A 24,004-nucleotide genomic window follows, 5' to 3' on the forward strand; every position below is an offset into this window, starting at 1 on the left:
CTATCCTTTTCTTTTGAAAATTCATGTAAGAATTTCTAACATATGATTGACAGAACTTCTAACAATACATATAATGATACTATAAAGGAAAAGAAAAGGAGGAATCAAGATGAGTGGAAGTGAAATTCGTCGAACGATGGCTTTATTTCCTATAAGTATTGTCATGCAGCTCACGGACTTGACGGCTCGTCAGATTCGATACTACGAAGAGCATGAATTGATTACTCCTGCACGAACAGAGGGGAATCGTAGGCTCTTTTCCTTGAATGACATCGATAAATTGTTAGAAGTCAAAGATTTGTTAGATCAAGGGGTGAACATGGCGGGAATTAAAAAGATATTTTCTGTTACCGCTTTGTCTGAAACAAAAGTAGTGTCTGAATCAAGTAAACAAGAGGAAGAAAAAGTACGACAGGATCTAACTGACGAACAGTTGCGGAAATTACTGCGAAATGAATTGATTCATTCCGGGAAATTTAACAGGGCTTCGTTGCGTCAGGGAGACATGTCCCGCTTTTTTCATTAATAAATAACCTTTAATTAAATCTGAGGAGGAATTACGCAAAATGGCAAAGTATACTCGTGAAGATGTGGTTAGATTAGCGAATGAAGAAGGTGTTAAATTCATTCGTCTGCAATTCACTGATATTTTAGGGACAATTAAAAACGTGGAAATCCCTTTCAGTCAGCTAGAGAAAGCATTGGATAACAAAATGATGTTTGACGGATCTTCAATTGAAGGTTTTGTGCGAATCGAAGAATCGGATATGTACTTATTCCCGGACCTTGACACTTGGCTTGTGTTCCCTTGGACAGCAGAAAAAGGGAAAGTCGCTCGTCTGATCTGTGATATCTATAACCCTGATGGTACACCATTCGAAGGGGATCCGCGCAACAACCTCAAGCGAGTATTAAAAGAAATGGAAGAGCTTGGATTTACTGATTTCAATCTTGGGCCAGAACCTGAATTCTTCCTATTCAAACTGGACGTAAATGGTGAACCTACTCTTGAACTTAACGATAATGGCGGTTATTTTGACCTTGCACCAACTGACTTAGGTGAGAACTGCCGTCGTGATATTGCCCTTGAATTGGAAGAAATGGGCTTTGAAATTGAAGCTTCCCATCATGAGGTTGCACCTGGTCAGCATGAAATCGACTTTAAATACGCAAGTGCATTGAGAGCTTGTGACGACATCCAGACGTTCAAACTTGTTGTGAAAACAATTGCTCGCAAACATGGTCTGCATGCTACATTTATGCCAAAACCATTATTTGGTGTGAATGGTTCCGGGATGCATTGTAATATGTCACTATTTAAAGATGGTAAAAATTCTTTCTTCGACGAAAAAGGAGATTTACAATTAAGTGACACTGCACGCCAGTTCCTTGCTGGAACAATCAAGCATGCGACGGCGTTCACTGCGATCACCAATCCTACTGTAAATTCGTATAAACGACTAGTACCAGGGTATGAGGCTCCTTGCTATGTTGCATGGTCTGCTCAAAACCGCAGTCCTTTGATCCGTATCCCTGCATCCCGTGGTATCAGTACCCGTGTAGAGGTGCGGAGTGTTGACCCGGCAGCCAATCCTTACCTGGCTATGTCAGTACTTCTGGCCGCTGGGCTTGACGGAATTAAAAACAATCTTGAAGCACCTAAACCAATAGACCGTAACATTTATGTAATGGATAAGAAGGAACGTGAAGAAGCAGGAATCATTGATTTACCAGCTACTTTACATGCTGCCCTTGAAGAATTGAAAAAGGATGAAGTGATCGTTAAATCACTAGGCGGTCATATCTTCGAACACTTTGTGGAAGCAAAGGAAATCGAGTGGGATATGTTCAGAACACAAGTACATCCTTGGGAGAGAGAACAGTATATCCAAATGTATTAAGACCTAAATTTATATGAATACATGATATAAAGCCGGCGCGATCCATTGCGCCGGCTTTTTTATGTCAAAATAAAAAAAGAGGCTGTGACAAAACAAAAAACAACTGCCTATAGGCGAACATTACTATTTCCGTGCAAGACTTCGCTTTCCGCGGGTAGCCCGTGATCCTCCTTTTCCCGCAGGAGTCTTCGTCTTACACTCCAATCAACCACTGGAACAAGCTATATACAAAATGGACATTTGAACAAAGCTAATAAAAACCCGAACTTACTTGAACTTAGAGTTCAAATTAGTTCGGGTTTTATTCAGAACTTTTGTTCCAGACTCTTTAAAGATTAATGCACTTGCCGATATACCCCGATGACTTTTCCTAAAATAGATACATTCCGTAAGATGATCGGACTCATGGAGGAGTTCTCAGGCTGTAATCTTACAAAATCCCTTTCTTTGAAGAAGCGCTTGACTGTTGCTTCATCTTCTTCCGTCATGGCAACGACAATATCTCCGTTGTTGGCTGTCTGCTGCTGGCGTACTATGACGAAGTCCCCGTCAAGGATCCCGGCTTCGATCATACTATCTCCCATGATTTCAAGCATAAAGACCTGTTCATCTGAAGGGGCAAGACGCTCAGGAAGAGGAAAGAACTCCTCTACATTTTCTACAGCTGTTATTGGCTGACCAGCTGTGACCTTCCCGATGAGAGGAACATTTACAACCTTATTGCGAGGAATCGAATCTTCCTCTAAATCAAGGATTTCAATTGCTCTCGGTTTTGTCGGATCCCGGCGAATGAGCCCTTTGCTTTCCAATCTTGCTAAATGTCCGTGGACAGTGGAACTTGAAGCTAAACCGACTGCTTCCCCGATTTCACGAACGGATGGAGGGTAACCTTTTTCCTTCACTGATGCTTTAATGTATTGCAGTATGTCTTGCTGACGTTTAGACAATTTTGTCATATTCACGCACCTCTATTATCGATCTTATGTTCCCATTATAGCATGTCTAATCGAACGATACAAACATAAGTTCGAATTTTTAGTTGACACCAAACGAATGTTCGTATTACAATCGAGTTACAAAGAACAGAACAAACATTCGCATGGAGGTTATATTTATGTTATCACTTATTTGGAGTCGTTTCTCATATATTATAATTCTTTTCACACTATCCTTTTTGTCATCTGGCTACATTTTTTTAAGTGCGGACAGCAGTCCTGCATACGAAACAGTCAGAGTGAGTGAAGGGGATACCCTATGGACGATTGCAGAAAAGTTTGAAGAGGATTATTCTATGACAAGAGAAGAGTTTATTATTTGGGTGGGAGAAGAAAACAATCTTACTACCTACGTCATAAAACCTGGGATGTCCCTTGTATTGCCGGTGGAATCCCCCATATATCAGGAACACACGGATACACAGCTTGCCATGAATAACAAATAGAGGGTGAGATTCAATGAAAGCAGCGATTTACTGCAGGGTGAGCACGAAAAAAGATACGCAGGAAACTTCCTTGGAGAGACAGGAATCTGAATTAGTGAATCTTGCCGGAAAACACAACTTTGAGATTGCTGCCATCATTAAAGATCAGGCAAGCGGATTTGAATTGGACCGTCCCGGTGTACTAGTCTTGCTGGATTTAATAAAGGACCAATCCATCAATGCTGTGCTGATCCAGGATGAAACGAGAATAGGAAGAGGAAATGCGAAGATTGCATTGATTCATTGCATCTTAAAGGAAAATATAAAAATCATAAGTCAGACTCACAGTGGAGAGTTGCATTTATCCGAGTCGGATTCAATGGTCATCAATATCGTGAGCATGGTAGAAGAATATCAAAGAAAGCTGCATAATCTGAAGATTAAAAGGGGAATGAGAAGGGCAGTTGAAAATGGGTTCCGTCCTTATGATAATTTGAAAAATAAAGGTAATACCGAAGGCAGGGAACGAATTGAAGTGCCGGTTGAAGAAATTGTCCGCCTAAGAAAGAATGATCTGACTTTTGCGGAAATCGCTGCAACATTGAGAGGCTTTGGATATAATATATCAAAAGCGACCGTACATAGAAGATTTAAAGAATATATCTCTGCACAAGAAGAAACTTAATCCTTGTCATAGAGGCTGTTATCTAGTAACATATCGGTATATTTCAAAGAACTGAAGATATACGTTGATAATAGCTGTAAAGGAGTTTTCGTTCATGCTTTCAAAGAAAAAGATGAATAGAATTAATGAACTTGCCAAAAAGTCAAAAGCAAGTGGATTAACTGATAATGAAGCAAAAGAGCAGACTAAATTAAGAAAAGAATATCTGGAAACCTTCCGTCAGTCAATGAAAGGTACGATTGAAAACACACGAGTATTTGACTCTGAAGGCAATGAAGTAACACCAAAGAAAGTAAAGGATATTCAAAATAAGCGCAAAATGCATTAATAAATACAAGGCTAAATTATTATTGGATAAAGTGGTTTTTGCTCTGGCGCTAGCCTGCAAAGTCTTGCAAGGAAAATAAATGCGGTGCCTAACAAACACAAGATTAATTAAAGAGACAGGGACAAAAGCATTTTAGTTCAAGTAAGCCCGAACTCATTTGAATTCAAGGATTCAAGTAAGTTCGGGTTTTTTATTCGTTTTATTAAAAGGTTTATTTAGAATCAACACTGTTCGTCTTAAGGTAATTGTTTTTTGTTTTGTCCCAGCCTCCTTCTAGTACTGAACAATGGTTTACTATACAAAATCCCATTCCGCGAAGGTTTTTATTTTTCAACATAATAAAGTCATGTTATCATTCAAGTTAGTTGTATAAACTACTGAATAAGATTAATATTAATAAGAAGTAAGAAAAGGAAGGATGTCTGACATATGTTTGATAATACGGATCAGTTAGCTATTAATACAATAAGAACATTATCTATCGATGCAATTGAGAAAGCAGGTTCGGGACACCCGGGAATGCCTATGGGTGCTGCACCTATGGCGTATACCCTTTGGACACGCTTTATGAATCATAATCCAAAAAACCCTGATTGGTTCAACAGAGACCGCTTTGTATTGTCTGCGGGGCATGGTTCGATGCTGCTTTACAGCCTTCTCCATTTATCAGGTTATGACGTTTCAATGGATGACCTGAAGGAATTCCGCCAATGGGGGAGTAAAACACCGGGACATCCTGAGTATGGTCATACACCAGGCGTGGAAGCCACAACAGGACCTCTTGGACAAGGTATCGCCATGGCAGTTGGAATGGCACTTGCAGAAAGACATCTGGCTGCGACCTATAATAAAGATGATTACAATTTAGTGGATCATTATACATACTCGATCTGTGGTGATGGTGATTTAATGGAAGGTGTATCTTCCGAAGCAGCTTCTTTGGCGGCTCACCTTAAACTTGGACGTTTGGTTGTCCTTTACGATTCAAATGATATTTCATTGGATGGAGAGCTGGATAAATCTTTCTCTGAAAGTGTAGAAGGTCGTTTTGAATCGTATGGCTGGCAATATATCAGAGTGGAAGACGGAAATGATCTTGAGGAAATTTCAAGAGCGATTGAAGAGGCTCAGTCAGATACATCCCGTCCGACAATGATTGAAGTGAAAACAGTCATCGGTTACGGTGCTCCGAATAAATCAGGTAAATCAGATGTACATGGTGCTCCGCTTGGAGAAGATGAAATGAAGCTCACAAAAGAAGCTTATAAATGGACTTTTGATCAAGATTTCCATGTTCCTGATGAAGTATACAGCCGTTTTGAAGAAAAAATCCAACAGACAGGATCTCAAAAAGAAGAAGAATGGGCCAATCTCTTCATTAAATTCAAAGAAGAGTATCCAGAGTCAGCTGTCCAATTGGAAACTGCAATCAAAGGGGAACTTCCTGAAGGATGGGACAGTGAAATACCTGTCTATGAAGAGGGTAAATCATTGGCGAGCCGTGCTTCTTCAGGAGAAGTACTAAATGCCATTGCTAAAAAACTTCCTTCATTCATCGGGGGATCTGCCGATTTGGCAGGTTCGAACAAAACCATGATTAAAGGAGAGGCAGACTTTACTCCTGAATCATATGAAGGAAGAAACATCTGGTTCGGAGTCCGCGAATTCGGGATGGGTGGAGCCATGAATGGTATGGCTTTACACGGTGGTTTGAAAGTATTCGGCGGAACATTCTTCGTCTTCAGTGATTATTTAAGACCTGCGATCCGTTTAGCAGCACTAATGGGTCTCCCTGTGACATATGTTTTCACTCATGACAGCATAGCGGTCGGAGAAGATGGACCGACGCATGAACCGGTTGAACAGCTTGCTTCGCTGCGTGCTATGCCAAACTTGTGTGTGATCAGACCGGCTGACGGAAATGAAGTTGCTGCAGCTTGGAAGATTTCAATGGAGAATACCGAGCAGCCAATAATGCTTGTATTATCCCGTCAAAACCTGCCTACATTAAAAGGAACTTCTGATAAAGCTTATAACGGTGTGGACAAGGGAGCATATGTAGTATCTCCAGCAGGTAAAGAGCAGCCGGATGCATTATTAATCGCAACCGGGTCCGAAGTAAACTTGGCTGTGGACGCTCAAAACGCTTTAGAAAAAGATGGTATCAGCGTGTCTGTAATAAGCATGCCTTCATGGGACCGCTTTGAAAAGCAGTCCAAGGAGTACAAAGAGTCCATCCTGCCTAAGAGTGTAACGAACCGTCTAGCCATTGAAATGGGATCTCCGCTTGGCTGGGACCGTTATGTAGGTACAGAAGGTGATATTCTTGCCATCAATGGATATGGTGCCTCTGCACCTGGTGAAAAAGTACTTGAAGAATACGGCTTCACAGCAGACAATGTTGTTTCAAGAATTAAAGCCTTAATTCAATAAGTTCTGAGCATACCTTTCGCTAACTCCTTAGGAACCTAATTCTTACAGGAGTTAGCTTTTTTTATGAAACAATGACAGGGTGAGATTCTTCGACAAAACTAGTGCATTTTCTCTACAATTTCTGACAAGTGCATACTCTAGCATCCTTTATACTAGATGCAAGGAAATGTAGGGGGGATGTATAGGTGAGAAGTTATCAAATCTATTGGATTGAGGAATCATTTGCCAACCACTACTATGGACGCGAAAGAATGTTCTTTGGGCTGTTCTCTGAATGGGAAGCCAGTACCGGGGAATTAAAAGAAATTATCGCAAAACAAGTAGAATTCATCACTAAGCCAATTCCTTACCTTCCTACACAAAGAATTTTGCAACACGAACTGGTTAAGGTAGAAGGAGCCAAATGGATTGACACGACTGCCAGGATTGAAAGAAATGATTCCGGTGCTACACTGCTGTTGAATGAAAAATCCATGACGATAGAGGCGTGGGGGCCTCTAGATTGCGAGTATTTATATTTTGAGATATTAAGAAGGAATATGGGTCAATTACTTGCAATCGACATAAAAAATGAGCGTTACGGATGGTTGAAACCTATAAAACAAAGAAAATTTATATATTAATAAGAAATTATGACAGAAATATTGTATAATGTTCCTTGGTTTAGTACACTTTTATAAGGACAACATGAAGGAGGAAGTAAGAACATGTCAACGACTTGGCTACTTATTCTAGTTGGAGTTCTAGCATTGCTTGCCGGAATTGCACTAGGATTTTTCATTGCTCGTAAATACATGATGAGCTATTTAAAGAAAAATCCACCGATCAATGAACAAATGCTTCGCATGATGATGATGCAGATGGGCCAGAAGCCATCACAAAAGAAAATCAATCAAATGATGAATGCAATGAACAAGAATATGAAGTAATGAACTGAAGAGACTGGGACAAAAGTGTTTTGTCTGAATAAAACCCGAACTCATTTGAACTCTAAGTTCAAGTGAGTTCGGGTTTTTATTAGCTTTGTTCAAATGTTTTATTTGTATATACTTGTTCGAGCGGTTGATTGGAGTGCAAGACGAAGACTCCTGCGGGAAAAGTAGCTTATGTGAGACCCCGCAGGAGCGAACGCGACGAGGAGGCTCACGGGCTACCCGCGGAAAGCGAAGTCTTGCACGGAAATCATTAGCGGTATTCAGTGGTCATCACAGATAATGTTCGCGTTTAGACAGTTTTTTGTTTTGTCCCAAGCCTCTTTATTTTTAATTTAGCATACATCCATATCAAGCGAATTATTACTTGAGATCATGCATTGGAATTTACAAAGCTCTAGCAAAGCAGCATATGTAATTAGTTGAAAAAACTTCATCTTATTTATTCAGCATGAAAAGGGATTTATGATAGAATAAGGTGCGGAGGGAGTCAAAATGAAAAAATGGATGATTGCTTCACTTTCACTTTTTATCTTTTTATCAGGCTGTAATAATAAAACTCAAGAAGTGATTGATGAAGAAACACTTGAAATACAAGACAGCGCGGCGAGTGAAGCCCGTGAATATCTGACCTATAAAATCAATAAGCAGAAGAAATCGGTCAATCGTGGTTTAATCACGATGATGATAAATAATCGCAGTGATATGGATGAAATTGAAACAGGGCTTATGTCTTTATCAAAGGATTATTTTTCTCCGGAAGATTTCATTTATCAAGAAGGGCAATATTTGAAAAATATAGATTCCTGGTTAGGCAGGAACTCGAAAGAAAACGAGGAAGGTCTTAATCCTGCTATTAAAATTACGGAAGATATGGGCTGGGAAGAAAGAATTGAGCGCGAAAAGAAAGACCCGATGTATCTTGCTTATATACATGAGCAGAATTATGTTGACTCAAAAGGGAAAATTCAAGGGATTTCACTGGGATTTGCGATGAATCAAATTGATTACATACGTGTAAAAGATTCGAAGGGCTTAATGCATTTTGATGAGAAGGTCATTGACGATAAAGTGCTGGAAAAGTACGGAAAGGAAGCTGCGAAAAAAGTTGTGAGCAGAATCCGTTCAATGAAAGAATTAAAAAATGTACCTATCTTTGTTTCCATCTATAAATTACAACCTATAAACAGTGTAGTTCCGGGAAATTACTTCACAAGTACGTTTGTTGATGATAATGAAGGATCGATAAAAAAATGGGAAGATGTCAATGAAGAATATTATTACTTCCCTAGTGATGCCGGGGAAGAAAAAGACCGTGATCTTCACAATCGAATACGGGATCTTGAAGATTACGTTTCCAAGTTTTTTTCACATCAGGATATCGAATTTGTAGGAAAAGCATTATATAAAAAGGACAACTTGAATCAACTTGTACTGGATGTCCATACCGGGATGGTCAAGGAAACTGAGCTGATTGGTTTTGCACAAGCAATCGGACCGGAAATAGTCGATTATTTCCCCCATATGCCAGTGTATCTATATGTGAAGACCCCCAAAGGACTGAAAGCTACAATTGTAAAGGAAGTCGATCAGGAACCATTTGTAGAAATACATGAATAACATAATCATTTTAGCGGGCAGCCATGTTGATTTGGCTGCTCTTTATTATTGCTCATTTCTGGAAAGCAGACTATCTGCCCGCTGGTTAAAGAAGAATTTGCGATCTTACAAATTAATTATTTCTCAATTTTATAAAAATTTGGTAAAATAAAGAGTCATTTATTACATATGCGGGGGATACGAAATTGAAAGTATTTTTGGATTTAAAATGGTTCTTTATTCTCGAAAAAAAATCATATTTAATGGGGACTTTAATTCTTTTATTGGTTGCATTTCTTCAATTGATCCCTCCAAAAATTGTAGGGGTCGTCGTTGATAGTATCAAGAATAACAATTTCACAACCAACCAATTGATGACGTTGATGCTCGTCCTCGCAGGTACCGCGATTTCCATGTATGGTCTGAGGTTCGTATGGCGCATAATGATTTTTGGTTCAGCCACTAAGCTATCCCGGTTACTTAGGAACAGATTATATCACCATTTTACGAGAATGACGCCTTCCTTTTATCAAAAGAAAAGGGTAGGCGACCTTATGGCACATGCTACGAACGATTTACAGGCGATCCAGCAAACGGCAGGCTCTGGAGTGCTGACTCTCATTGATTCACTTGCTACTGGTGGATTTGTGATCCTTGCTATGGCATTTACAATCAGTTGGAAGTTGACTCTGATTGCTCTTATCCCGATGCCTTTTATGGCTCTATTGACAAGTTACTATGGATCGCTGCTGCACAAGCGTTTTCATAAAGCCCAGGAAGCGTTTTCTTCATTAAATGACAAGACGCAGGAAAGTGTATCTGGAATAAAGGTCATCAAAACATTCGGGCAGGAAAAAGAAGATATTAAAGCATTCAAAGATCAATCAAATGATGTCGTGCAGAAAAACATGGATGTAGCAAGAGTGGATTCATTATTTGATCCGACCATCTCTATTATTGTAGGGATTTCTTTCTTTCTGTCCATAGTGTTTGGATCCAGGTTAGTTGTAAGTGGAGAGTTGACAATAGGTGATTTGATTTCATTTACAACCTATTTGGGATTATTGATTTGGCCGATGCTTGCTTTTGGCTGGCTCTTTAATATTGTGGAAAGAGGCAGGGCTTCCTACGACCGGGTTTCGAGTTTATTAAGCGAGAATGTGGAAATTGTCGATAACGAACATGCGTTGGAAGTTCGTCCCTCTGGTGATATTGTATATCGTGCGGATACATTCACTTACCCTAATGAAGAGAAAAACAACTTGGAAAACATTCATTTTACAGTGAAAAAAGGGAGCACGATCGGGATTGTCGGAAAGACCGGAGCGGGGAAAACCACGGTATTACGCATGCTATTAAGAGAATTTGAAGGTTACACAGGTGAGATACGCTTTGGTGACCATTCAATTAAGGAGTATAAACTCTCGAAGTTGCGGGAAGCAATCGGCTACGTACCTCAGGAACATTTCTTGTTTTCTACAACTATCTATGAAAATATAGCCTTTACTAACCCGCAGGCTGAACGCAAACTGGTGGAAGAAGCGGCAAAGCTGGCACAGATTCATGAAGACATCATGGATTTCACTCATGGTTACGAAACAATAGTCAGGGAAAGAGGGGTTTCACTATCAGGCGGGCAGAAACAGCGTATATCAATAGCAAGAGCGCTACTGATGGAACCTGAAGTATTATTACTTGACGATTCACTGTCTGCAGTCGATGCCAAGACCGAAGAAGCCATTCTTACTTCATTAAGAAAAAACAGATCCGGAAAGACTACGATGATCACTGCTCACAGACTGAGTGCCATTCAACATTCAGACCTCATAGTGGTATTTGAAGAGGGCAGAATCGTTGAAAGGGGTACCCACCATGAGTTGATGGATGGTAAAGGAACGTACAGGGAGATGTATATAAGGCAGCAATTAGAAGAACTTGTAGAGCAAGGAGGGGAATGAAAATGGAAACACTTCCAGAAGTGACATCCGTCCATCAACGTAACATCTTTTTTCGCCTAATGAGATACACAAAGCCACATAAAAAGAAAATCTTCACGGCTTTTTTATTGTTACTTCTGACGACCGCAGGTGATGTACTTGGTCCGATCATCATCAAAATATTCATTGATGATTACTTGACTCCGAGAGAGTTTCCATACGGACCGCTTGTCTCTTTGGGGTCGGCATATTTAATCATACAAATAGGAAATGTACTGATATCTTACTTTCAATTATTAAAGTTTCAAGAAATTGCTTTGAAGATCATTCAACAGCTTCGTGTAGATGTTTTTACAAAAGTCCAAAGCCTGGGTATGAAGTATTTTGATCGTACACCTGCCGGAAGTATAGTCTCAAGGGTGACAAATGATACAGAAGCAATCAAAGACATGTTTGTAAGCGTCATGGTTTCATTTATTCAGGGAGCATTCCTGCTCACAGGTATCTTCATCGCCATGTTTATTCTCAACTCGAAGCTCGCTCTCTTTTGTTTGTTTATATTACCGCTTATTTTTTATATCATGGTGCTGTACCGCAAATTCAGTTCTATCTTCTATCAGGATATGAGGGAAAGACTTAGTCAATTAAATGCCAAATTGAGTGAGTCATTACAGGGGATGTCGATCATCCAGGTCTTCAGGCAGGAAAAACGGCTTCGTGATGAGTTTGGAGAAATCAATGAGAAGCATTACCTTGCTGGAATGAGAAATATTAAAGTTGACGGTCTGCTGTTAAGACCTGCGATCGACCTTGTTTATGTAGCCGCCTTGATAGTGGTATTAAGCTTTTTCGGTATCACTTCTTTTAATCAGCCGATTGAAATAGGTGTGCTTTATGCATTTATTAATTATCTTGACCGTTTTTTTGAGCCTGTCAATCAAATAATGATGAGACTTTCTATGTTTCAGCAGGCAATCATTGCATCTTCAAGGGTTTTTACGTTGCTGGATGAGGAAGAGGTATCACCTTCTCAGACAATTGCTGAAGATGGAAATAATGAATTGAATGACGGAGAAATAACCTTTAAAGATGTATCATTTTCATATGATGGTCACAAAGAGATACTGAAAAATATCTCCTTTACAGCCAAACCCGGAGAGACTGTTGCCCTTGTAGGTCATACAGGAAGCGGGAAAAGTTCGATTATTAATCTCCTCATGAGATTTTATGAATTTTCTTCAGGGGAAATATTGATAGATGGAAAAAGTATTAAATCATACCCTATGAACGAATTGAGAGAAAAGATGGGACTGGTGCTTCAGGATCCTTTTCTTTTCTACGGGACAATCAGTGATAATATTAAGCTGCATCAAGAAGGTCTGACTGAAGAAGAGGTACTGGAAGCTGCCAGGTTTGTTCAAGCGAATGTTTTTATTGAAAAACTGGAGGACGGTTATTCAAGCAAAGTAGCCGAAAGAGGTGCGACATTATCGAGCGGCCAGAAGCAGCTTATTGCTTTTGCCAGAACGATTGCTGCCAAGCCGAAAATCCTCATACTGGATGAAGCCACAGCAAATATAGATACGGAGACAGAGGAAGCGATCCAGGATGCGCTGTCTAAGATGCGACAGGGCAGAACCACAATTGCAGTTGCCCACCGATTATCAACGATTCAGGATGCAGAACAGATTCTTGTTCTACATCAAGGAAGGATAGCAGAAAGGGGCTCTCATCAAGAATTGCTTTTAAGAAAGGGTATTTATCATAAAATGTATTTGTTGCAAAATGGGCTGGTTGAAGGCATGGAGGATGCAGTCTCAAATGGAATGACATAAAGGATCTGGACCGATGCATCCAAATAGAAAAGCAGACCCGGTAACCGGTCTGCTTTTCATTATATTAATATATGTATATGTTTTCGAAATCAACTAACCTGAGTCGAATATTTTTTAATATATTTCGTATTGTAATGATTCAACAGAAGATCCAATTCCTGACTGAATTGAATAGCTTTAGGCGATGAAAGTCCGTTTTCAGCTACTATTTCAATCAATTGAGCACGCTTTTTTTCTATACGTTCAATAAGCTCTTGTTTAGACACGGCTGTTTCCTTTCTTTTGTAGTTCCTTACAGGAGGAATACAAAACTAGTAATAACTGTAACTTTTTATTAGTATAACGAAATCTGAAGAAATTATCAAAGCAAAAATACTTTTTTAAAGTTGTTGAAACAAGATTGGAAAGTGGGGAATGAAATTGTAATTAAATGGTCACAAATCGTTCACAGAATAGATTCTCATAGTCTAAGCGGATGTTTGATAGAATAGAGATATACTATCTAATGTAGGAGTTGAAACAATGGCAGACATAAATTTATTTCTGGCTTTCGGGGCGGGGTTTTTAAGCTTTATCTCTCCATGCTGCCTCCCTTTATATCCAGCCTTTCTTTCTTATATAACAGGTATGAGTGTCAGTGAACTCAAAACGGACAATGCCATGCTGCAACGGAGAAGTCTTATACATACCATATTTTTTCTTCTTGGTTTTTCAGTCATATTCATCGCTATCGGATTTGGTACTTCCTTCATTGGGGAATTCTTCCTTGATTATAAGGATTTGATCCGCCAGCTTGGAGCGATATTCATAGTAGTGTTTGGACTTGTGGTAATAGGTGTATTCACCCCTGAAATGCTGATGAAAGAACGGCGTTTTGAGTTTAAGAACAGGCCGTCTGGATTTATAGGGTCTGCACTGATCGGAATGGCTTTTGCGGCAGGCTGGACACCGTGTACGGGTCCCATACTTGCCTCTGTACTTGCACTTGCTGCGACAAATCCAGGGTCGGGTGTATTATATATGACTGCGTATGTACTAGGCTTTGCCATTCCGTTTCTCATTCTTTCTTTCTTCATCGGGAAAATGCAATGGGTCAGGAAAAACAGTGCGAAGATCGTCAAAATCGGCGGATTTATCATGATTGCAGTCGGTATAATGCTTTTCTTTGATTGGATGACTGTCATTCTCTCATATTTTACTTCTGTATTTGGCGGCTTCCAGGGATTCTAATCATTTTCTTAAGTAAAATAATTAGAAAAAATTGATACAATCCCATTATAGATGGTATAGTTATTATACGAATAGGACTATAGTAGGATTAAAAGGGATGCGGCTAAACGAGGAGGAACACCTGTGGCAACAATACTTGTAGTGGATGATGCTAAGTTTATGAGAGTGACACTTGGAAATATGCTGACTTCCAGTGGATACAATGTAGTGGGTGAAGCGGAAAATGGTGCAGAAGCAGTAGAAAAGTTTCGGGAACTTCAGCCCGACCTTGTAACAATGGATATTACGATGCCCGAAATGAACGGGATTGAAGCGGTGAAGAAAATTATGAATGAGTATCCTAAAGCAAAGATCATCATGTGCTCAGCCATGGGCCAGCAGAAAGTTGTCGTCGAAGCGATTGAAAACGGGGCAAAGGATTTTATTGTAAAACCTTTTGATGAAGTCAGGGTAGTAGACGCAATAAGGAGAGTATTAGGCTCGTGAATTGAGGAGAGAGATTGATTCAGTCTCTCTTTTTTTGAGGTTTTCGTTTTCAAATGAAATAAGCTATAATAGATAAGAAATTAAGTAGAAAGTTAAAGGATGATTGTTTATGATGATTGCTTCATCCATTGTGGCAATATGTATGGGGTTTTTTGTATTATTTATTCGAATGAAGGCACAGAAAAAACCGGTAAGCGGTAAAAAAATTATTTTACCTCCTCTTTTTATGAGTACAGGGGCATTAATGTTTTTATTTCCTTTTTTCAGGGTTACACTTGGTGAGTTGTTTGAAGCATTAACGGTGGGAATGTTATTTTCCATTTTACTGATAAAGACGTCCAAATTTGAAATTCGCGATAATGATATTTATTTGAAACGATCTAAAGCTTTTGCATTTATCCTGATTGGACTTCTGATCATCCGCATTGTCGCTAAGTCGATTCTGAGTACGACAATCGATTATGGTGCCCTAAGCGGCATGTTTTGGATTCTGGCATTTGGCATGATCGTCCCTTGGAGAATAGCCATGTATCTTCAATACCGGAAACTCTATCAGGCAAACCGTGACCTCACTACAAATTCCATTTAAAAAGTAATGCCTTTAGCAGGACAAAATGAATTCATTTTGTCCTGCTTTTTTGTGCTGACAGAAATGTTAATCTTCATCAGTGGCAATAGTTAATTCCTGATGAAGAATGTATGGTGTTTGTTACGTTTTTCTTACAAATCAGCAAAGTGGGAGTATCGCTTTATCTCCCCGGGAAGAGAGTGAGAAACATATATATAAAGGGGTTTTAACGTTGTTCAACTTACATGATATTTGGACGTTCTTTCTTGCATTTTTTTTAACACTGCCTCTTGTCACGATTGTACATGAAGCAGGTCATGTATTGGTTGCAAGGATTTTTGGAGCAAGAATAAAATTTGCGATCGGTACCGGTAAGCCATTGATAAAAATTGGACCCCTTGAAATAAATAGGATGTATTTCATGGAAGGCTGGTGTCAATACACTGAATTAAAATACAATAAAGTGTGGTCGCATGTGCTGATCTATTTATCCGGCAGCATATTCAATCTTATTGTCATACTATTGATTAACTTTCTTATATACCAAGGTATTTTTTCCGTTCACATCTTCTTTTATCAGTTTGTATACTTTTCGGTTTATTTCATTTTTTTCTCTCTTTTCCCTTATCGGAATGGAGAGGGTAAACCAAGCGACGGTATGGCCATCTACGACGTAATCAGATACGGAACAGCAGAAGACCCTATAGATTAATACTAAAGCGGAGGCGGCTCGCACTGGAGCAGGAATGCTAATAGAAAAAAGGTAAACGATGCACATCGTTTACCTTTTGTTTGCCTTTTTCCACCTCTTGAAGAGGTATAGGGCGGCACCAATAAATATGATATAAAGAACAATGGGAATTACCAGAATGGACGCCATACATTTTCACCCTTTTCGCCTGGTTTAGAACAAGTGTTCAAACGGAGCAGCATCAATCTGCATTTCATCCAGCTTCTTGCGGAGGAATTTATGGTCGCGTTTTGGGGTGGCCATAATATAACCTCTTATCACTAAATCTTGTGAAATGGCCGTGGCTTGCTCCTTAAGGGCCAACTCACCAATTTTCCCTGCAATTTTATATTTTGCTACATCTCTGAATAATTCTGGAACGGGGGTAACTAATTCATTCAGCATATTCTTTTCTTTGTCATTCCATAAATGGAGTGTTTCATTTACATAATATTCTTCCCAGTCCATATCTGATTTCCCATCCTCTTTGGGGAATCTCTTTAAAAACTTCCTGAACATAAAGAAGCCGCCGATCGCAAAAGATGCGATCAGGAAAACAACCCAAAATAGGATAAAGTATAAAAACCAACCATCAAGCTGCATGCTCTCACCTCAATTTTCTAAGCGCTTTTATCTATTTAACTCTTTGTGAAATAGAAGGAAAAGTGCATTTATATGCGTGTAAAAAACGTTTATGTATCGTCTATCATTATAGACAACGTAACAGGATGTGACAAGAATATCATCCCAAATAAAAAAGAACCTATACTGTTCTTAATAAGAAATGATATACTATTAAATAACAAATATCGTGAAAATTCTTTCTTTTTCGATAGTGGTGAATATTTTAGCTGATCAGGAAGGACGTGGGAGCATATGGGAAAGTACAAAGGCAGAATTTTATTTGTGATAGCGGGAGTTCTATTAATCATAATTTGGGATTTCATTTATTATTTTGTTCTTCAATACTCCTTCAATTTGCAAGTGGATCTGCTTTTTACAACACTTATTCTATTTATCGGATATTATACAGGTAAGACCTACGACGATAGTAATGAAACCGTCTCAGCCCTTAGTAAAAGTGAAGAAAAAATAAAAAGGTTAAACGAAGAATTGCAGCTAGTCCTTCAAAATATTACAGAAGTGGTGTTCCATACAAATTCGAAGGGGGAATTTCAGTTCCTTAATAACTCATGGGAAGAATTGACGGGTTACAGCCTGAAAGAAAGCTTACATAAAAACGCCCTGCATTTTATCTCGCTGCATGAACGGCATGAATTTATGCGTGTGCTTAGAAGGAGTATCAGTGAGCAGAAGGAAAAAACAAAGATTGATTTTTCTTTCCAAATGAGAAATGGGCAGTTCAGATGGGGAGAAGTCAATATCAAACTGAATTATAACGAAGAAGGAGAACTTGCAGGTACTGTAGGGACGATTTCCGATATAACGGAACGAATACATAATGAAGAAGAATTGCTGGAAATGAACGAGACCCTCGCCATTGAGTCACAGAAATTATCAGTCGCGGGGCAATTGGCTGCAGGAATCGCCCATGAAGTCAGAAATCCCCTGACTTCCATAAATGGTTTCCTTCAGCTGCTGAGAGATGATGCAAATGAGAAGACGAAGGAGTATTTAGAAATCGTTTTTTCAGAAATAAAGAGAATCGAACTGGTGCTCAGTGAACTGCTTATTTTGGCAAAGCCTCAATCAGTCACCTATAAACGCATCAATATTATACATACACTCGATCACGTGGCAAAACTACTCAATACCAACGCTATTCTTTATAATATAGAAATTCTGACATCATTCAAGCAGGGTGAGTTATACATAAGAGGAGACGAAAATCAGCTGAAGCAAGTTTTTATCAACCTCGTTAAGAATGCCATCGAGGCGATGCCTCATGGAGGGAATATAATGATAGGAGCCGAGTCGAAAGAGAATAATCAGGTAGAACTTACATTTAAAGACGAAGGGGTCGGCATGAAGAAACAAACCCTGGATAAACTTGGTGAGCCTTTTTTTACGACTAAAACAAAAGGTACTGGTTTGGGTTTGACAATTTGTTTACGGATCTTAAGGGATCATTCTGCAGATATAAGCGTCCAAAGTGAGCAGGGGGAAGGAACGACATTTTCGATAACATTTGAGGCAGCACAGCAGCAAGAGCGTAAAAAGAGGGAACAAACACAGAAGGTATGATAATGGAAGAAGTTTTGGGGAATCTATGATCACCTAAAGCTTCTTTTTTTTGAGGATAAAGAATGGCGGGACTGCCTGGGAATCGAACCCAGCGGAGACGGCACGCGCCTCCCAAGAGGTTTTGAAGACCTAGGCAAGCACCAGCTCTACAATCAGCCCCGGGAAAAATGAAACTAAATCAGTTATACCACTTTTCAGTTCAGTGTTCAATTAATTCAAGTGTTATCTCTATCTTGAGATAAATTTCTGCTTTTACAGTTGACAGTTTGTTTCAAATATTTGTAAAATTAGAACTTTGGCGAAAGGTTAAACTATTTCTTTACCAACCTTACATCCTCATGATAAGATACATTTTGCCGGCTAAAAAATGGAAGAAGTAAGCGATTACCTCTGGTTCGCTTTATCTCCCGCACAATTCATTGAAGAGAGACAGAAAGGGGATATGAATAATGAAAAAGCTATGGTTTTTAGGCTTAGGATTATCACTGTTATTAGTTGGATGTTCCGATGCTGGTTCTGAAGAAGGAAAAAAAGATGAATCTGCAAAATCCAGTGAGGAAAATACAAACGCTGCTGGAGATTTAATGGATTTTTATCTTAACTTAACAACGACTGTTAATGGTACGGATACTGATTTAAATGCATATGATGCAGCTATCGGTGGAGAAGCACCGCCAACGGGTGAAGAACTTGCAAAGTTAGAGGATGCAGCTGCAGTATCTGCAGATGAGTCTGCTAACGCTGTAGAGAAGGTAGAAATCCCATCGGGTCTCGATGATTATAAAAAAGACCTGGAAGAGTTCAAAGCTACATTGGCAGAGTCGTATACGATGAAAGCTGAGGCGTTGAAACAAGACGGAGAAGCAGATCTTACAGCAGCTGAAGAAAAGCTGATTGAAGCTGAAAACCAGATCAAGGCAATTCTTGAAGAAGCTGGACTGGTTAGTTCAAGCTTAATAAATGACCTGAACGGTTAATAAGCATTTCTATTATGTAGTACAGATAAAACGAATCCTTCTCGTGGGATTCGTTTTTCTTTTTTGACGGGGTGTCCTTTACTCCTCCATTTGCCTATATAAGAAGTGAAAGGAGGTTAAGGTGTATGGAATCCATCATTCCTTTCATCTCTGAGGTCGGGTTTCCGATTGTGGTGACGATGTATCTGCTTTATCGAATTGAAACGAAGCTGGATGCCGTCGTAACATCCATTCAGACACTTCCACAAAGAATGAAAGAGTAGCAAGCGGGAGGCCTTTGGTCTCTCTTTTCTATTTGATAGGTATTCAATATGGGGAATATAGTGTATAACAAGTTTTCTTGGTGGTAACAATTCCTTTTCACTGTGAATCCCTAGTTTGATATAATTTATATTAGAGAAATAGATCGAGAGAGGGGAATTGAAGGTTGAAATTTATACATACTGCTGATTGGCATTTGGGGAAATTGGTACATGGCATATATATGACAGAAGAACAGCGATACATATTAGAACAATTCATTGAATTGGTAAAAGAAGAAAAGCCTGATGCAGTGGTGATAGCCGGAGATTTGTACGATCGTTCTGTACCTCCGACTGAAGCGGTGGACTTGCTGGATGAGGTCTTATACAGAATTAACGTAGATTTAAATACGCCTATAGTCGCTGTTTCAGGTAACCATGACAGTGCAGAAAGGCTATCATTTGGATCTTCATGGTACAAACACAGCCACTTTTACTTAAAAGGGAAATTGACGTCGGACTTTACGCCTGTAACCATAAATGGGGTGAACTTTCATTGCATTCCATATGCAGAACCCGGAACGGTTCGTCAATTGCTTGATGATGATTCAATACATTCCCACCAAGATGCAATGGAAGCGATCGTGGAGAGGATTAAGCAGGTGATGAATCCCGATGAACGTCATGTGTTCGTCGGTCATGCATTTGTACTCGGAGGCAAAACGACGGATTCTGAGCGTACGTTGTCAGTTGGGGGCTCTGGATGTGTAGGCAGTGATTTGTTCGATTCATTCCATTATACAGCGCTTGGGCACCTGCACAGCCCTGACGCGATTAAACATGATACGGTTCGTTATTCAGGTTCACTTCTAAAGTACTCATTTTCAGAAGCAAGCCAGCGGAAGTCTGTTACGATTGTTGAAATGGAGGAAAGTGGATTGTTTGATCTCAGTGAACGAACTTTGACTCCAAGGCAGGATATGCGCGAGCTTCAAGGGTATTTGGAAGAGCTGCTCGATCCGTCATTCTATCAATCTCAAAAGGTGGATGATTATTTAAAAATCACTTTGCACGATGAAGGCACCTTGATTGACCCGATTAACAAACTTCGTCAAGTTTATCCAAATGTGCTGCATCTTGAACGAAAATTAGAATTGACGGATGCAAAAAAGAAAAACAGTTTCAACGTATTGGAGGACAAAAAGAAGTCAGAATTGGAATTATTCAAAGAATTCCATGCGGATATGACAACCAGCGATTTTTCACCATCTAAGGAAGATATCTTGCAAAAGGTTATTGCAAAAGCAAGGCAGGAGGTGTTTGAAAAGTGAAACCTCTTAAATTAACTATGCAGGCATTCGGACCATATGCAGATAAGGAGGAAATTGATTTCAGAAATCTGGGCAACCGTACCATGTTTGTGATTTCAGGTAAGACCGGGTCTGGTAAGACGACCATCTTTGATGGTATTTCGTTCTCGATTTATGGAAAGGCAAGTGGTGAAGATCGAAGCCCGGCTGAATTGAGAAGTCAGTTTGCCAAAGATGAAGATATAACAGAAGTGGAACTCTTATTCAGTTTAAGAGGGAAAACATACCGCATCTGGCGTTCACCTCAGCAGGAGAAGAAGAAAGCCAGGGGAGAAGGGTTTACAACAATCAATGCCAGGGCTGAATTATATACATTTGATGAAGACGGTGCTGAACAGCTTCTTGCAGCAAATGTAAGGGAAGTCGATGAAAAGATAAAATCCCTCATTCAGTTGGATGCCAATCAATTTCGTCAAATACTCATGATTCCCCAAGGGGAATTCCGAAAGTTGTTAACATCTGATAGTAAAGATAAAGAGGTCATCTTGCAGCGGCTATTCCATACAGAGCTTTATAAGGTGATTCAGGAAGGGTTAAAAACGGAAGCGGATGAGCTGAGAAAGACAGTGGAAGCAGCTGTTGAAACACGAACAAGAGAATTGCTGAAAATTAACACTGAAAATAATGACGAGCTTATAGAATCATTGAAGGAAGAACCTTTAAACGATAGCCGTATCCTTGGGCTTCTTCCAGCCCATATTGAAAAGATGGAGGAGCAGCAGATAAACGTCCAGCTCTCCTATCAACAGGTACAAAACAAAAGAGACAGCGTAAATAAGCAATTGGCAGAGGCGAATACACTTCTTCAACAATTTGAATTACGTGATAAATTAACTGTCGAATTCAACAAGCTTGAGCAACAGACGGCGGAAATGGAAAAAGTGAAAAATGAAATCGCCCTTGCACATAAGGCATCCAGATTAATAAAACAAGATGAATATTGTCATAAACTGAATCAAAAGCTTAAAGTCTTGAAGCGTGAACTGGAACAATTATTGAAAGACCAAGGGACGTTAGCAGAGAAGCTCAAGCAGGCAAAAAATATGCTAAGCGAAGAAGCAGAAAGGGAACCTGTCAGGGATGCGCTTGTAAAAAAGATAAACCATCTTGAAAGTATCCAGAAAGATGTTTATTCACTCGATACACTGCAATCAGATTTAAATGAGATTCAGGAACAACGATCGAAGGAACAGCAATTAATAGATAAACAGTCTGAACAAATCACCTTTCTCCAAAGGGGAATCCGTGAAAGGGAAAACGCCCTAGAAAAATTCGAAGAAAGTCAAAGCATGCTTTTCCAATTCGAAAAAACACTTCAGGATAAAGAATCTCTATTAGAGACTCTTAAAGAAGCCCGAAAATTGATAGACAGGAACGGTCAATACAAGAAAAACTTCACTTCGTTGAATGAGCAATATACAATCATCTGCAGGAACGTTAAAGATGCTGCTGATACTGTCGCTTATCTGGATAATCAATGGCGTACAGCACAGGCAGCCATATTAGCATCGGATCTTGATAAGGAAACTCCTTGCCCTGTATGCGGGTCGCTGCACCATCCTCAGTTGGCCATGGGCGGGCATGATCTGCCATCGGATGAAGATATGGAAAGCGCAAAAAAAACATTGCAATCACTTCAGGATGAAGAAAAAAAAGTGAGCCTTGCAGCGGCACAGGAAGAAACCAAAATGGAAGAAACAGAAGGGCAGATTCATTCACTGCTAAAAAAAGCTTCAAAATTCTCAAAAGACCTGACGATTGAAAATAGTGTAAATGTTATTCAAGAAGCCGAAGATAGTGTTAGATCCGTGAAAAACTTAATACTTGAAAAGAAAAAAGAAGTAGATCAACAAACAAGGACTAAAGAGGAACTCAAGAAAGGGAAAGAAAAACTTTTGGAAATTGAAGAAGCCGTTAAGGATCGCCAGCTTAAACAACAACAGCTGGAAGTCGCTTACTTGACGAAAAAGACTGCTTTGGAAAAGGTAAGAGAATCCATTCCAAATGAAATTACCACAAAGAATGACTTTGATAATGCTTTGAAACAAAAACAAGATTTGCTGGGAAAAATGAAATCTGACTTCGAAAAAGCACAGCAAAACTATTTTACTTGGGAAAAAGAGAATAGTGTGAAAGCTTCACAAGTAGAAGAAAAGAAAAATCAAGCTGACAAGATTGATGCAGAAATGAAGGAGGAACGGGAAGCGTTTCTTTCGTTATTGACCCAACAAGGTTTTCCTCACTACAAGTCTTTTCACGAAGCGAAAAAAACAGAAGATGAAATAATTGATCTGGAAAACAAGTTAAAGAAATACGGTGAAGATCTACGCTCAGTAACTGATCGATTAGATGAAGTGAATAGGCAGCTTGAGGATCAAGAAAAGCCTGATATCAAAGTGATTAAAGAGGTTTTGGCTGCTGTATCTGAAGAAATGGAGAAGGTAAACCAAGAACTTAACCGGGTGATCTCCCATACGAAAGAGAATAAGAATATACTATCCCGGGTACTCGAAATAAATGAAGGGATAAAAGAGTTGGAAGTAGATTATCAAACGGTTGGTCAGCTTGCAGATCTCGCCCGCGGTCAAAATGCAAATCGACTGACTTTTGAAAGATATGTGCTTGCATCCTTCCTTGAAGATATACTTAGTATCGCGAATGAAAGATTGATAAAAATGACCGCCGGCAGGTATAACCTCATTCGAAAGGCAGACCGCAGCAAAGGGAATGTACAAAGTGGACTGGAACTGCTTGTATTTGATCAATATACAGGTCAAGATCGTCATGTTAAAACATTGTCAGGCGGTGAAAGCTTTAAAGCTTCACTGGCATTAGCGCTTGGCCTTGCGGATGTCGTACAACAATATGCAGGAGGAGTTTCACTTGAGACGATGTTCATCGATGAAGGTTTCGGAACCCTTGATCCGGAATCACTCGATCATGCGATTGAAGCGTTGATGGACATCCAAAGCAGCGGCCGATTAGTCGGATTGATTTCCCACGTACCAGAATTGAAAGAGAGGATCGATGCACGGCTTGAAGTCATATCATCTCAAAATGGAAGCAGGACAGAATTTCTATTCACTGTTTAGGACAAACTAACCTTCTATGAAAAAACAAAAAGTC

General features: G+C 39.5%; 23 protein-coding genes and 1 tRNA gene. 20 read left to right on the top strand and 4 right to left on the bottom strand.

The features are described from left to right. The first annotated feature begins 109 nt into the window (after positions 1-109). Positions 110-526 (top strand): MerR family transcriptional regulator, encoded by a 417-nt coding sequence (locus V6B33_RS10005; RefSeq protein ID WP_334217595.1) that lies wholly within the window; start codon positions 110-112, stop codon positions 524-526. Positions 527-566: 40 nt separating this feature from the next. Then, complete coding sequence (gene glnA / locus V6B33_RS10010; RefSeq protein WP_334217596.1) at positions 567-1,901, top strand: type I glutamate--ammonia ligase; 1,335 nt, start codon at positions 567-569, stop codon at positions 1,899-1,901. Between the two features lie 335 nt (positions 1,902-2,236). Here glnA and lexA read toward each other — a convergent pair whose 3' ends face one another. Further along, positions 2,237-2,857, bottom strand: coding sequence for a transcriptional repressor LexA (gene lexA / locus V6B33_RS10015; protein ID WP_334217597.1), 621 nt, complete (start codon positions 2,855-2,857; stop codon positions 2,237-2,239). 158 nt (positions 2,858-3,015) lie between these two features. Between lexA and yneA the strand changes: the two genes are divergently transcribed. The 9 genes from yneA to V6B33_RS10060 all read left to right on the top strand — a co-directional run bounded on the left by yneA (position 3,016) and on the right by V6B33_RS10060 (position 13,070). Continuing rightward, positions 3,016-3,342 carry a cell division suppressor protein YneA gene (gene yneA, locus V6B33_RS10020; RefSeq protein WP_334217598.1) on the top strand — a complete coding sequence of 109 codons (327 nt, stop codon included), beginning with the start codon at positions 3,016-3,018 and terminating at the stop codon, positions 3,340-3,342. A 13-nt stretch (positions 3,343-3,355) separates the two neighbouring features. Continuing rightward, entirely contained in the window at positions 3,356-4,006 is a 651-nt protein-coding gene (locus V6B33_RS10025) for a YneB family resolvase-like protein (RefSeq protein WP_334217599.1), read from the top strand. Positions 4,007-4,100: 94 nt separating this feature from the next. Beyond that, a complete protein-coding gene (locus tag V6B33_RS10030) occupies positions 4,101-4,334 on the top strand; it encodes a DUF896 domain-containing protein (RefSeq protein WP_334217600.1) in 234 nt (77 codons plus the stop codon). A 429-nt stretch (positions 4,335-4,763) separates the two neighbouring features. After that, positions 4,764-6,767 (top strand): transketolase, encoded by a 2,004-nt coding sequence (gene tkt / locus V6B33_RS10035; protein WP_334217601.1) that lies wholly within the window; start codon positions 4,764-4,766, stop codon positions 6,765-6,767. A gap of 185 nt (positions 6,768-6,952) precedes the next feature. Next, complete coding sequence (gene sirA, locus V6B33_RS10040) at positions 6,953-7,390, top strand: sporulation inhibitor of replication protein SirA (protein ID WP_334217602.1); 438 nt, start codon at positions 6,953-6,955, stop codon at positions 7,388-7,390. Positions 7,391-7,474: 84 nt separating this feature from the next. After that, positions 7,475-7,696: a YneF family protein gene (locus V6B33_RS10045; RefSeq protein ID WP_064093594.1), complete on the top strand. Its 222-nt coding sequence runs from the start codon at positions 7,475-7,477 to the stop codon at positions 7,694-7,696. 498 nt (positions 7,697-8,194) lie between these two features. Next, the gene (locus tag V6B33_RS10050; protein WP_334217603.1) at positions 8,195-9,319 is read left to right on the top strand and encodes a CamS family sex pheromone protein; all 1,125 of its coding nucleotides are present in this window, start codon (positions 8,195-8,197) and stop codon (positions 9,317-9,319) included. A 185-nt stretch (positions 9,320-9,504) separates the two neighbouring features. Further along, positions 9,505-11,256 (top strand): ABC transporter transmembrane domain-containing protein, encoded by a 1,752-nt coding sequence (locus tag V6B33_RS10055; protein ID WP_334217604.1) that lies wholly within the window; start codon positions 9,505-9,507, stop codon positions 11,254-11,256. Positions 11,257-11,258: 2 nt separating this feature from the next. Continuing rightward, positions 11,259-13,070 (top strand): ABC transporter ATP-binding protein, encoded by a 1,812-nt coding sequence (locus V6B33_RS10060; protein WP_334217605.1) that lies wholly within the window; start codon positions 11,259-11,261, stop codon positions 13,068-13,070. 89 nt (positions 13,071-13,159) lie between these two features. On the opposite strand, the gene V6B33_RS10065 is transcribed toward V6B33_RS10060, so the two are convergent. Beyond that, the gene (locus V6B33_RS10065; protein WP_334217606.1) at positions 13,160-13,336 is read right to left on the bottom strand and encodes an aspartyl-phosphate phosphatase Spo0E family protein; all 177 of its coding nucleotides are present in this window, start codon (positions 13,334-13,336) and stop codon (positions 13,160-13,162) included. Positions 13,337-13,592: 256 nt separating this feature from the next. On the opposite strand from V6B33_RS10065, the gene V6B33_RS10070 reads away from it, so the two are divergent. The 4 genes from V6B33_RS10070 to V6B33_RS10085 all read left to right on the top strand — a co-directional run bounded on the left by V6B33_RS10070 (position 13,593) and on the right by V6B33_RS10085 (position 16,066). Further along, on the top strand, positions 13,593-14,300 hold the full coding sequence (locus tag V6B33_RS10070; RefSeq protein WP_334217607.1) for a cytochrome c biogenesis CcdA family protein: 708 nt from the start codon (positions 13,593-13,595) through the stop codon (positions 14,298-14,300). Between the two features lie 123 nt (positions 14,301-14,423). Continuing rightward, positions 14,424-14,786 (top strand): response regulator, encoded by a 363-nt coding sequence (locus tag V6B33_RS10075; protein WP_334217608.1) that lies wholly within the window; start codon positions 14,424-14,426, stop codon positions 14,784-14,786. Positions 14,787-14,895: 109 nt separating this feature from the next. Further along, on the top strand, positions 14,896-15,375 hold the full coding sequence (locus V6B33_RS10080) for a CcdC family protein (protein ID WP_334217609.1): 480 nt from the start codon (positions 14,896-14,898) through the stop codon (positions 15,373-15,375). Between the two features lie 211 nt (positions 15,376-15,586). After that, positions 15,587-16,066, top strand: a complete 480-nt coding sequence (locus tag V6B33_RS10085; protein ID WP_334217610.1) for a site-2 protease family protein — start codon at positions 15,587-15,589, stop codon at positions 16,064-16,066. A 192-nt stretch (positions 16,067-16,258) separates the two neighbouring features. Here V6B33_RS10085 and V6B33_RS10090 read toward each other — a convergent pair whose 3' ends face one another. After that, the gene (locus V6B33_RS10090) at positions 16,259-16,687 is read right to left on the bottom strand and encodes a DUF2621 domain-containing protein (RefSeq protein ID WP_334217611.1); all 429 of its coding nucleotides are present in this window, start codon (positions 16,685-16,687) and stop codon (positions 16,259-16,261) included. Between the two features lie 273 nt (positions 16,688-16,960). Here V6B33_RS10090 and V6B33_RS10095 point away from each other — a divergent pair, with 273 nt between their 5' ends. Continuing rightward, positions 16,961-18,289 carry an ATP-binding protein gene (locus tag V6B33_RS10095; RefSeq protein WP_334217612.1) on the top strand — a complete coding sequence of 443 codons (1,329 nt, stop codon included), beginning with the start codon at positions 16,961-16,963 and terminating at the stop codon, positions 18,287-18,289. 63 nt (positions 18,290-18,352) lie between these two features. Here V6B33_RS10095 and V6B33_RS10100 read toward each other — a convergent pair. Continuing rightward, positions 18,353-18,449, bottom strand: a tRNA-Sec gene (locus V6B33_RS10100). Positions 18,450-18,738: 289 nt separating this feature from the next. Between V6B33_RS10100 and V6B33_RS10105 the strand changes: the two genes are divergently transcribed. The 4 genes from V6B33_RS10105 to V6B33_RS10120 all read left to right on the top strand — a co-directional run bounded on the left by V6B33_RS10105 (position 18,739) and on the right by V6B33_RS10120 (position 23,970). Beyond that, positions 18,739-19,266 (top strand): hypothetical protein, encoded by a 528-nt coding sequence (locus V6B33_RS10105; RefSeq protein ID WP_334217613.1) that lies wholly within the window; start codon positions 18,739-18,741, stop codon positions 19,264-19,266. Between the two features lie 125 nt (positions 19,267-19,391). Beyond that, entirely contained in the window at positions 19,392-19,529 is a 138-nt protein-coding gene (locus tag V6B33_RS10110) for a YvrJ family protein (protein WP_334217614.1), read from the top strand. 164 nt (positions 19,530-19,693) lie between these two features. Next, complete coding sequence (locus tag V6B33_RS10115; protein WP_334217615.1) at positions 19,694-20,839, top strand: exonuclease SbcCD subunit D; 1,146 nt, start codon at positions 19,694-19,696, stop codon at positions 20,837-20,839. After that, the gene (locus V6B33_RS10120) at positions 20,836-23,970 is read left to right on the top strand and encodes an SMC family ATPase (RefSeq protein ID WP_334217616.1); all 3,135 of its coding nucleotides are present in this window, start codon (positions 20,836-20,838) and stop codon (positions 23,968-23,970) included. Before V6B33_RS10115 ends, V6B33_RS10120 begins: the two co-directional genes overlap by 4 nt. Positions 23,971-24,004: the final 34 nt, after the last annotated feature.

Origin of the sequence: Mangrovibacillus sp. Mu-81 (assembly GCF_036867415.1) — a bacterium.
In the GTDB taxonomy this organism is placed as follows: domain Bacteria; phylum Bacillota; class Bacilli; order Bacillales; family Bacillaceae_B; genus Rossellomorea.

Bases quoted from the DNA above. Each gene is read 5' to 3' on its own strand.
- V6B33_RS10060 (WP_334217605.1), top strand. From the start codon at position 11,259: ATGGAAACACTTCCAGAAGTGACATCCGTCCATCAACGTAACATCTTT.
- lexA (WP_334217597.1), bottom strand. From the start codon at position 2,857: ATGACAAAATTGTCTAAACGTCAGCAAGACATACTGCAATACATTAAA.
- V6B33_RS10095 (WP_334217612.1), top strand. From the start codon at position 16,961: ATGGGAAAGTACAAAGGCAGAATTTTATTTGTGATAGCGGGAGTTCTA.
- tkt (WP_334217601.1), top strand. From the start codon at position 4,764: ATGTTTGATAATACGGATCAGTTAGCTATTAATACAATAAGAACATTA.
- V6B33_RS10045 (WP_064093594.1), top strand. From the start codon at position 7,475: ATGTCAACGACTTGGCTACTTATTCTAGTTGGAGTTCTAGCATTGCTT.
- V6B33_RS10005 (WP_334217595.1), top strand. From the start codon at position 110: ATGAGTGGAAGTGAAATTCGTCGAACGATGGCTTTATTTCCTATAAGT.
- V6B33_RS10105 (WP_334217613.1), top strand. From the start codon at position 18,739: ATGAAAAAGCTATGGTTTTTAGGCTTAGGATTATCACTGTTATTAGTT.
- V6B33_RS10070 (WP_334217607.1), top strand. From the start codon at position 13,593: ATGGCAGACATAAATTTATTTCTGGCTTTCGGGGCGGGGTTTTTAAGC.
- V6B33_RS10090 (WP_334217611.1), bottom strand. From the start codon at position 16,687: ATGCAGCTTGATGGTTGGTTTTTATACTTTATCCTATTTTGGGTTGTT.
- yneA (WP_334217598.1), top strand. From the start codon at position 3,016: ATGTTATCACTTATTTGGAGTCGTTTCTCATATATTATAATTCTTTTC.
- V6B33_RS10030 (WP_334217600.1), top strand. From the start codon at position 4,101: ATGCTTTCAAAGAAAAAGATGAATAGAATTAATGAACTTGCCAAAAAG.
- V6B33_RS10025 (WP_334217599.1), top strand. From the start codon at position 3,356: ATGAAAGCAGCGATTTACTGCAGGGTGAGCACGAAAAAAGATACGCAG.
- V6B33_RS10110 (WP_334217614.1), top strand. From the start codon at position 19,392: ATGGAATCCATCATTCCTTTCATCTCTGAGGTCGGGTTTCCGATTGTG.
- V6B33_RS10080 (WP_334217609.1), top strand. From the start codon at position 14,896: ATGATGATTGCTTCATCCATTGTGGCAATATGTATGGGGTTTTTTGTA.
- V6B33_RS10050 (WP_334217603.1), top strand. From the start codon at position 8,195: ATGAAAAAATGGATGATTGCTTCACTTTCACTTTTTATCTTTTTATCA.
- glnA (WP_334217596.1), top strand. From the start codon at position 567: ATGGCAAAGTATACTCGTGAAGATGTGGTTAGATTAGCGAATGAAGAA.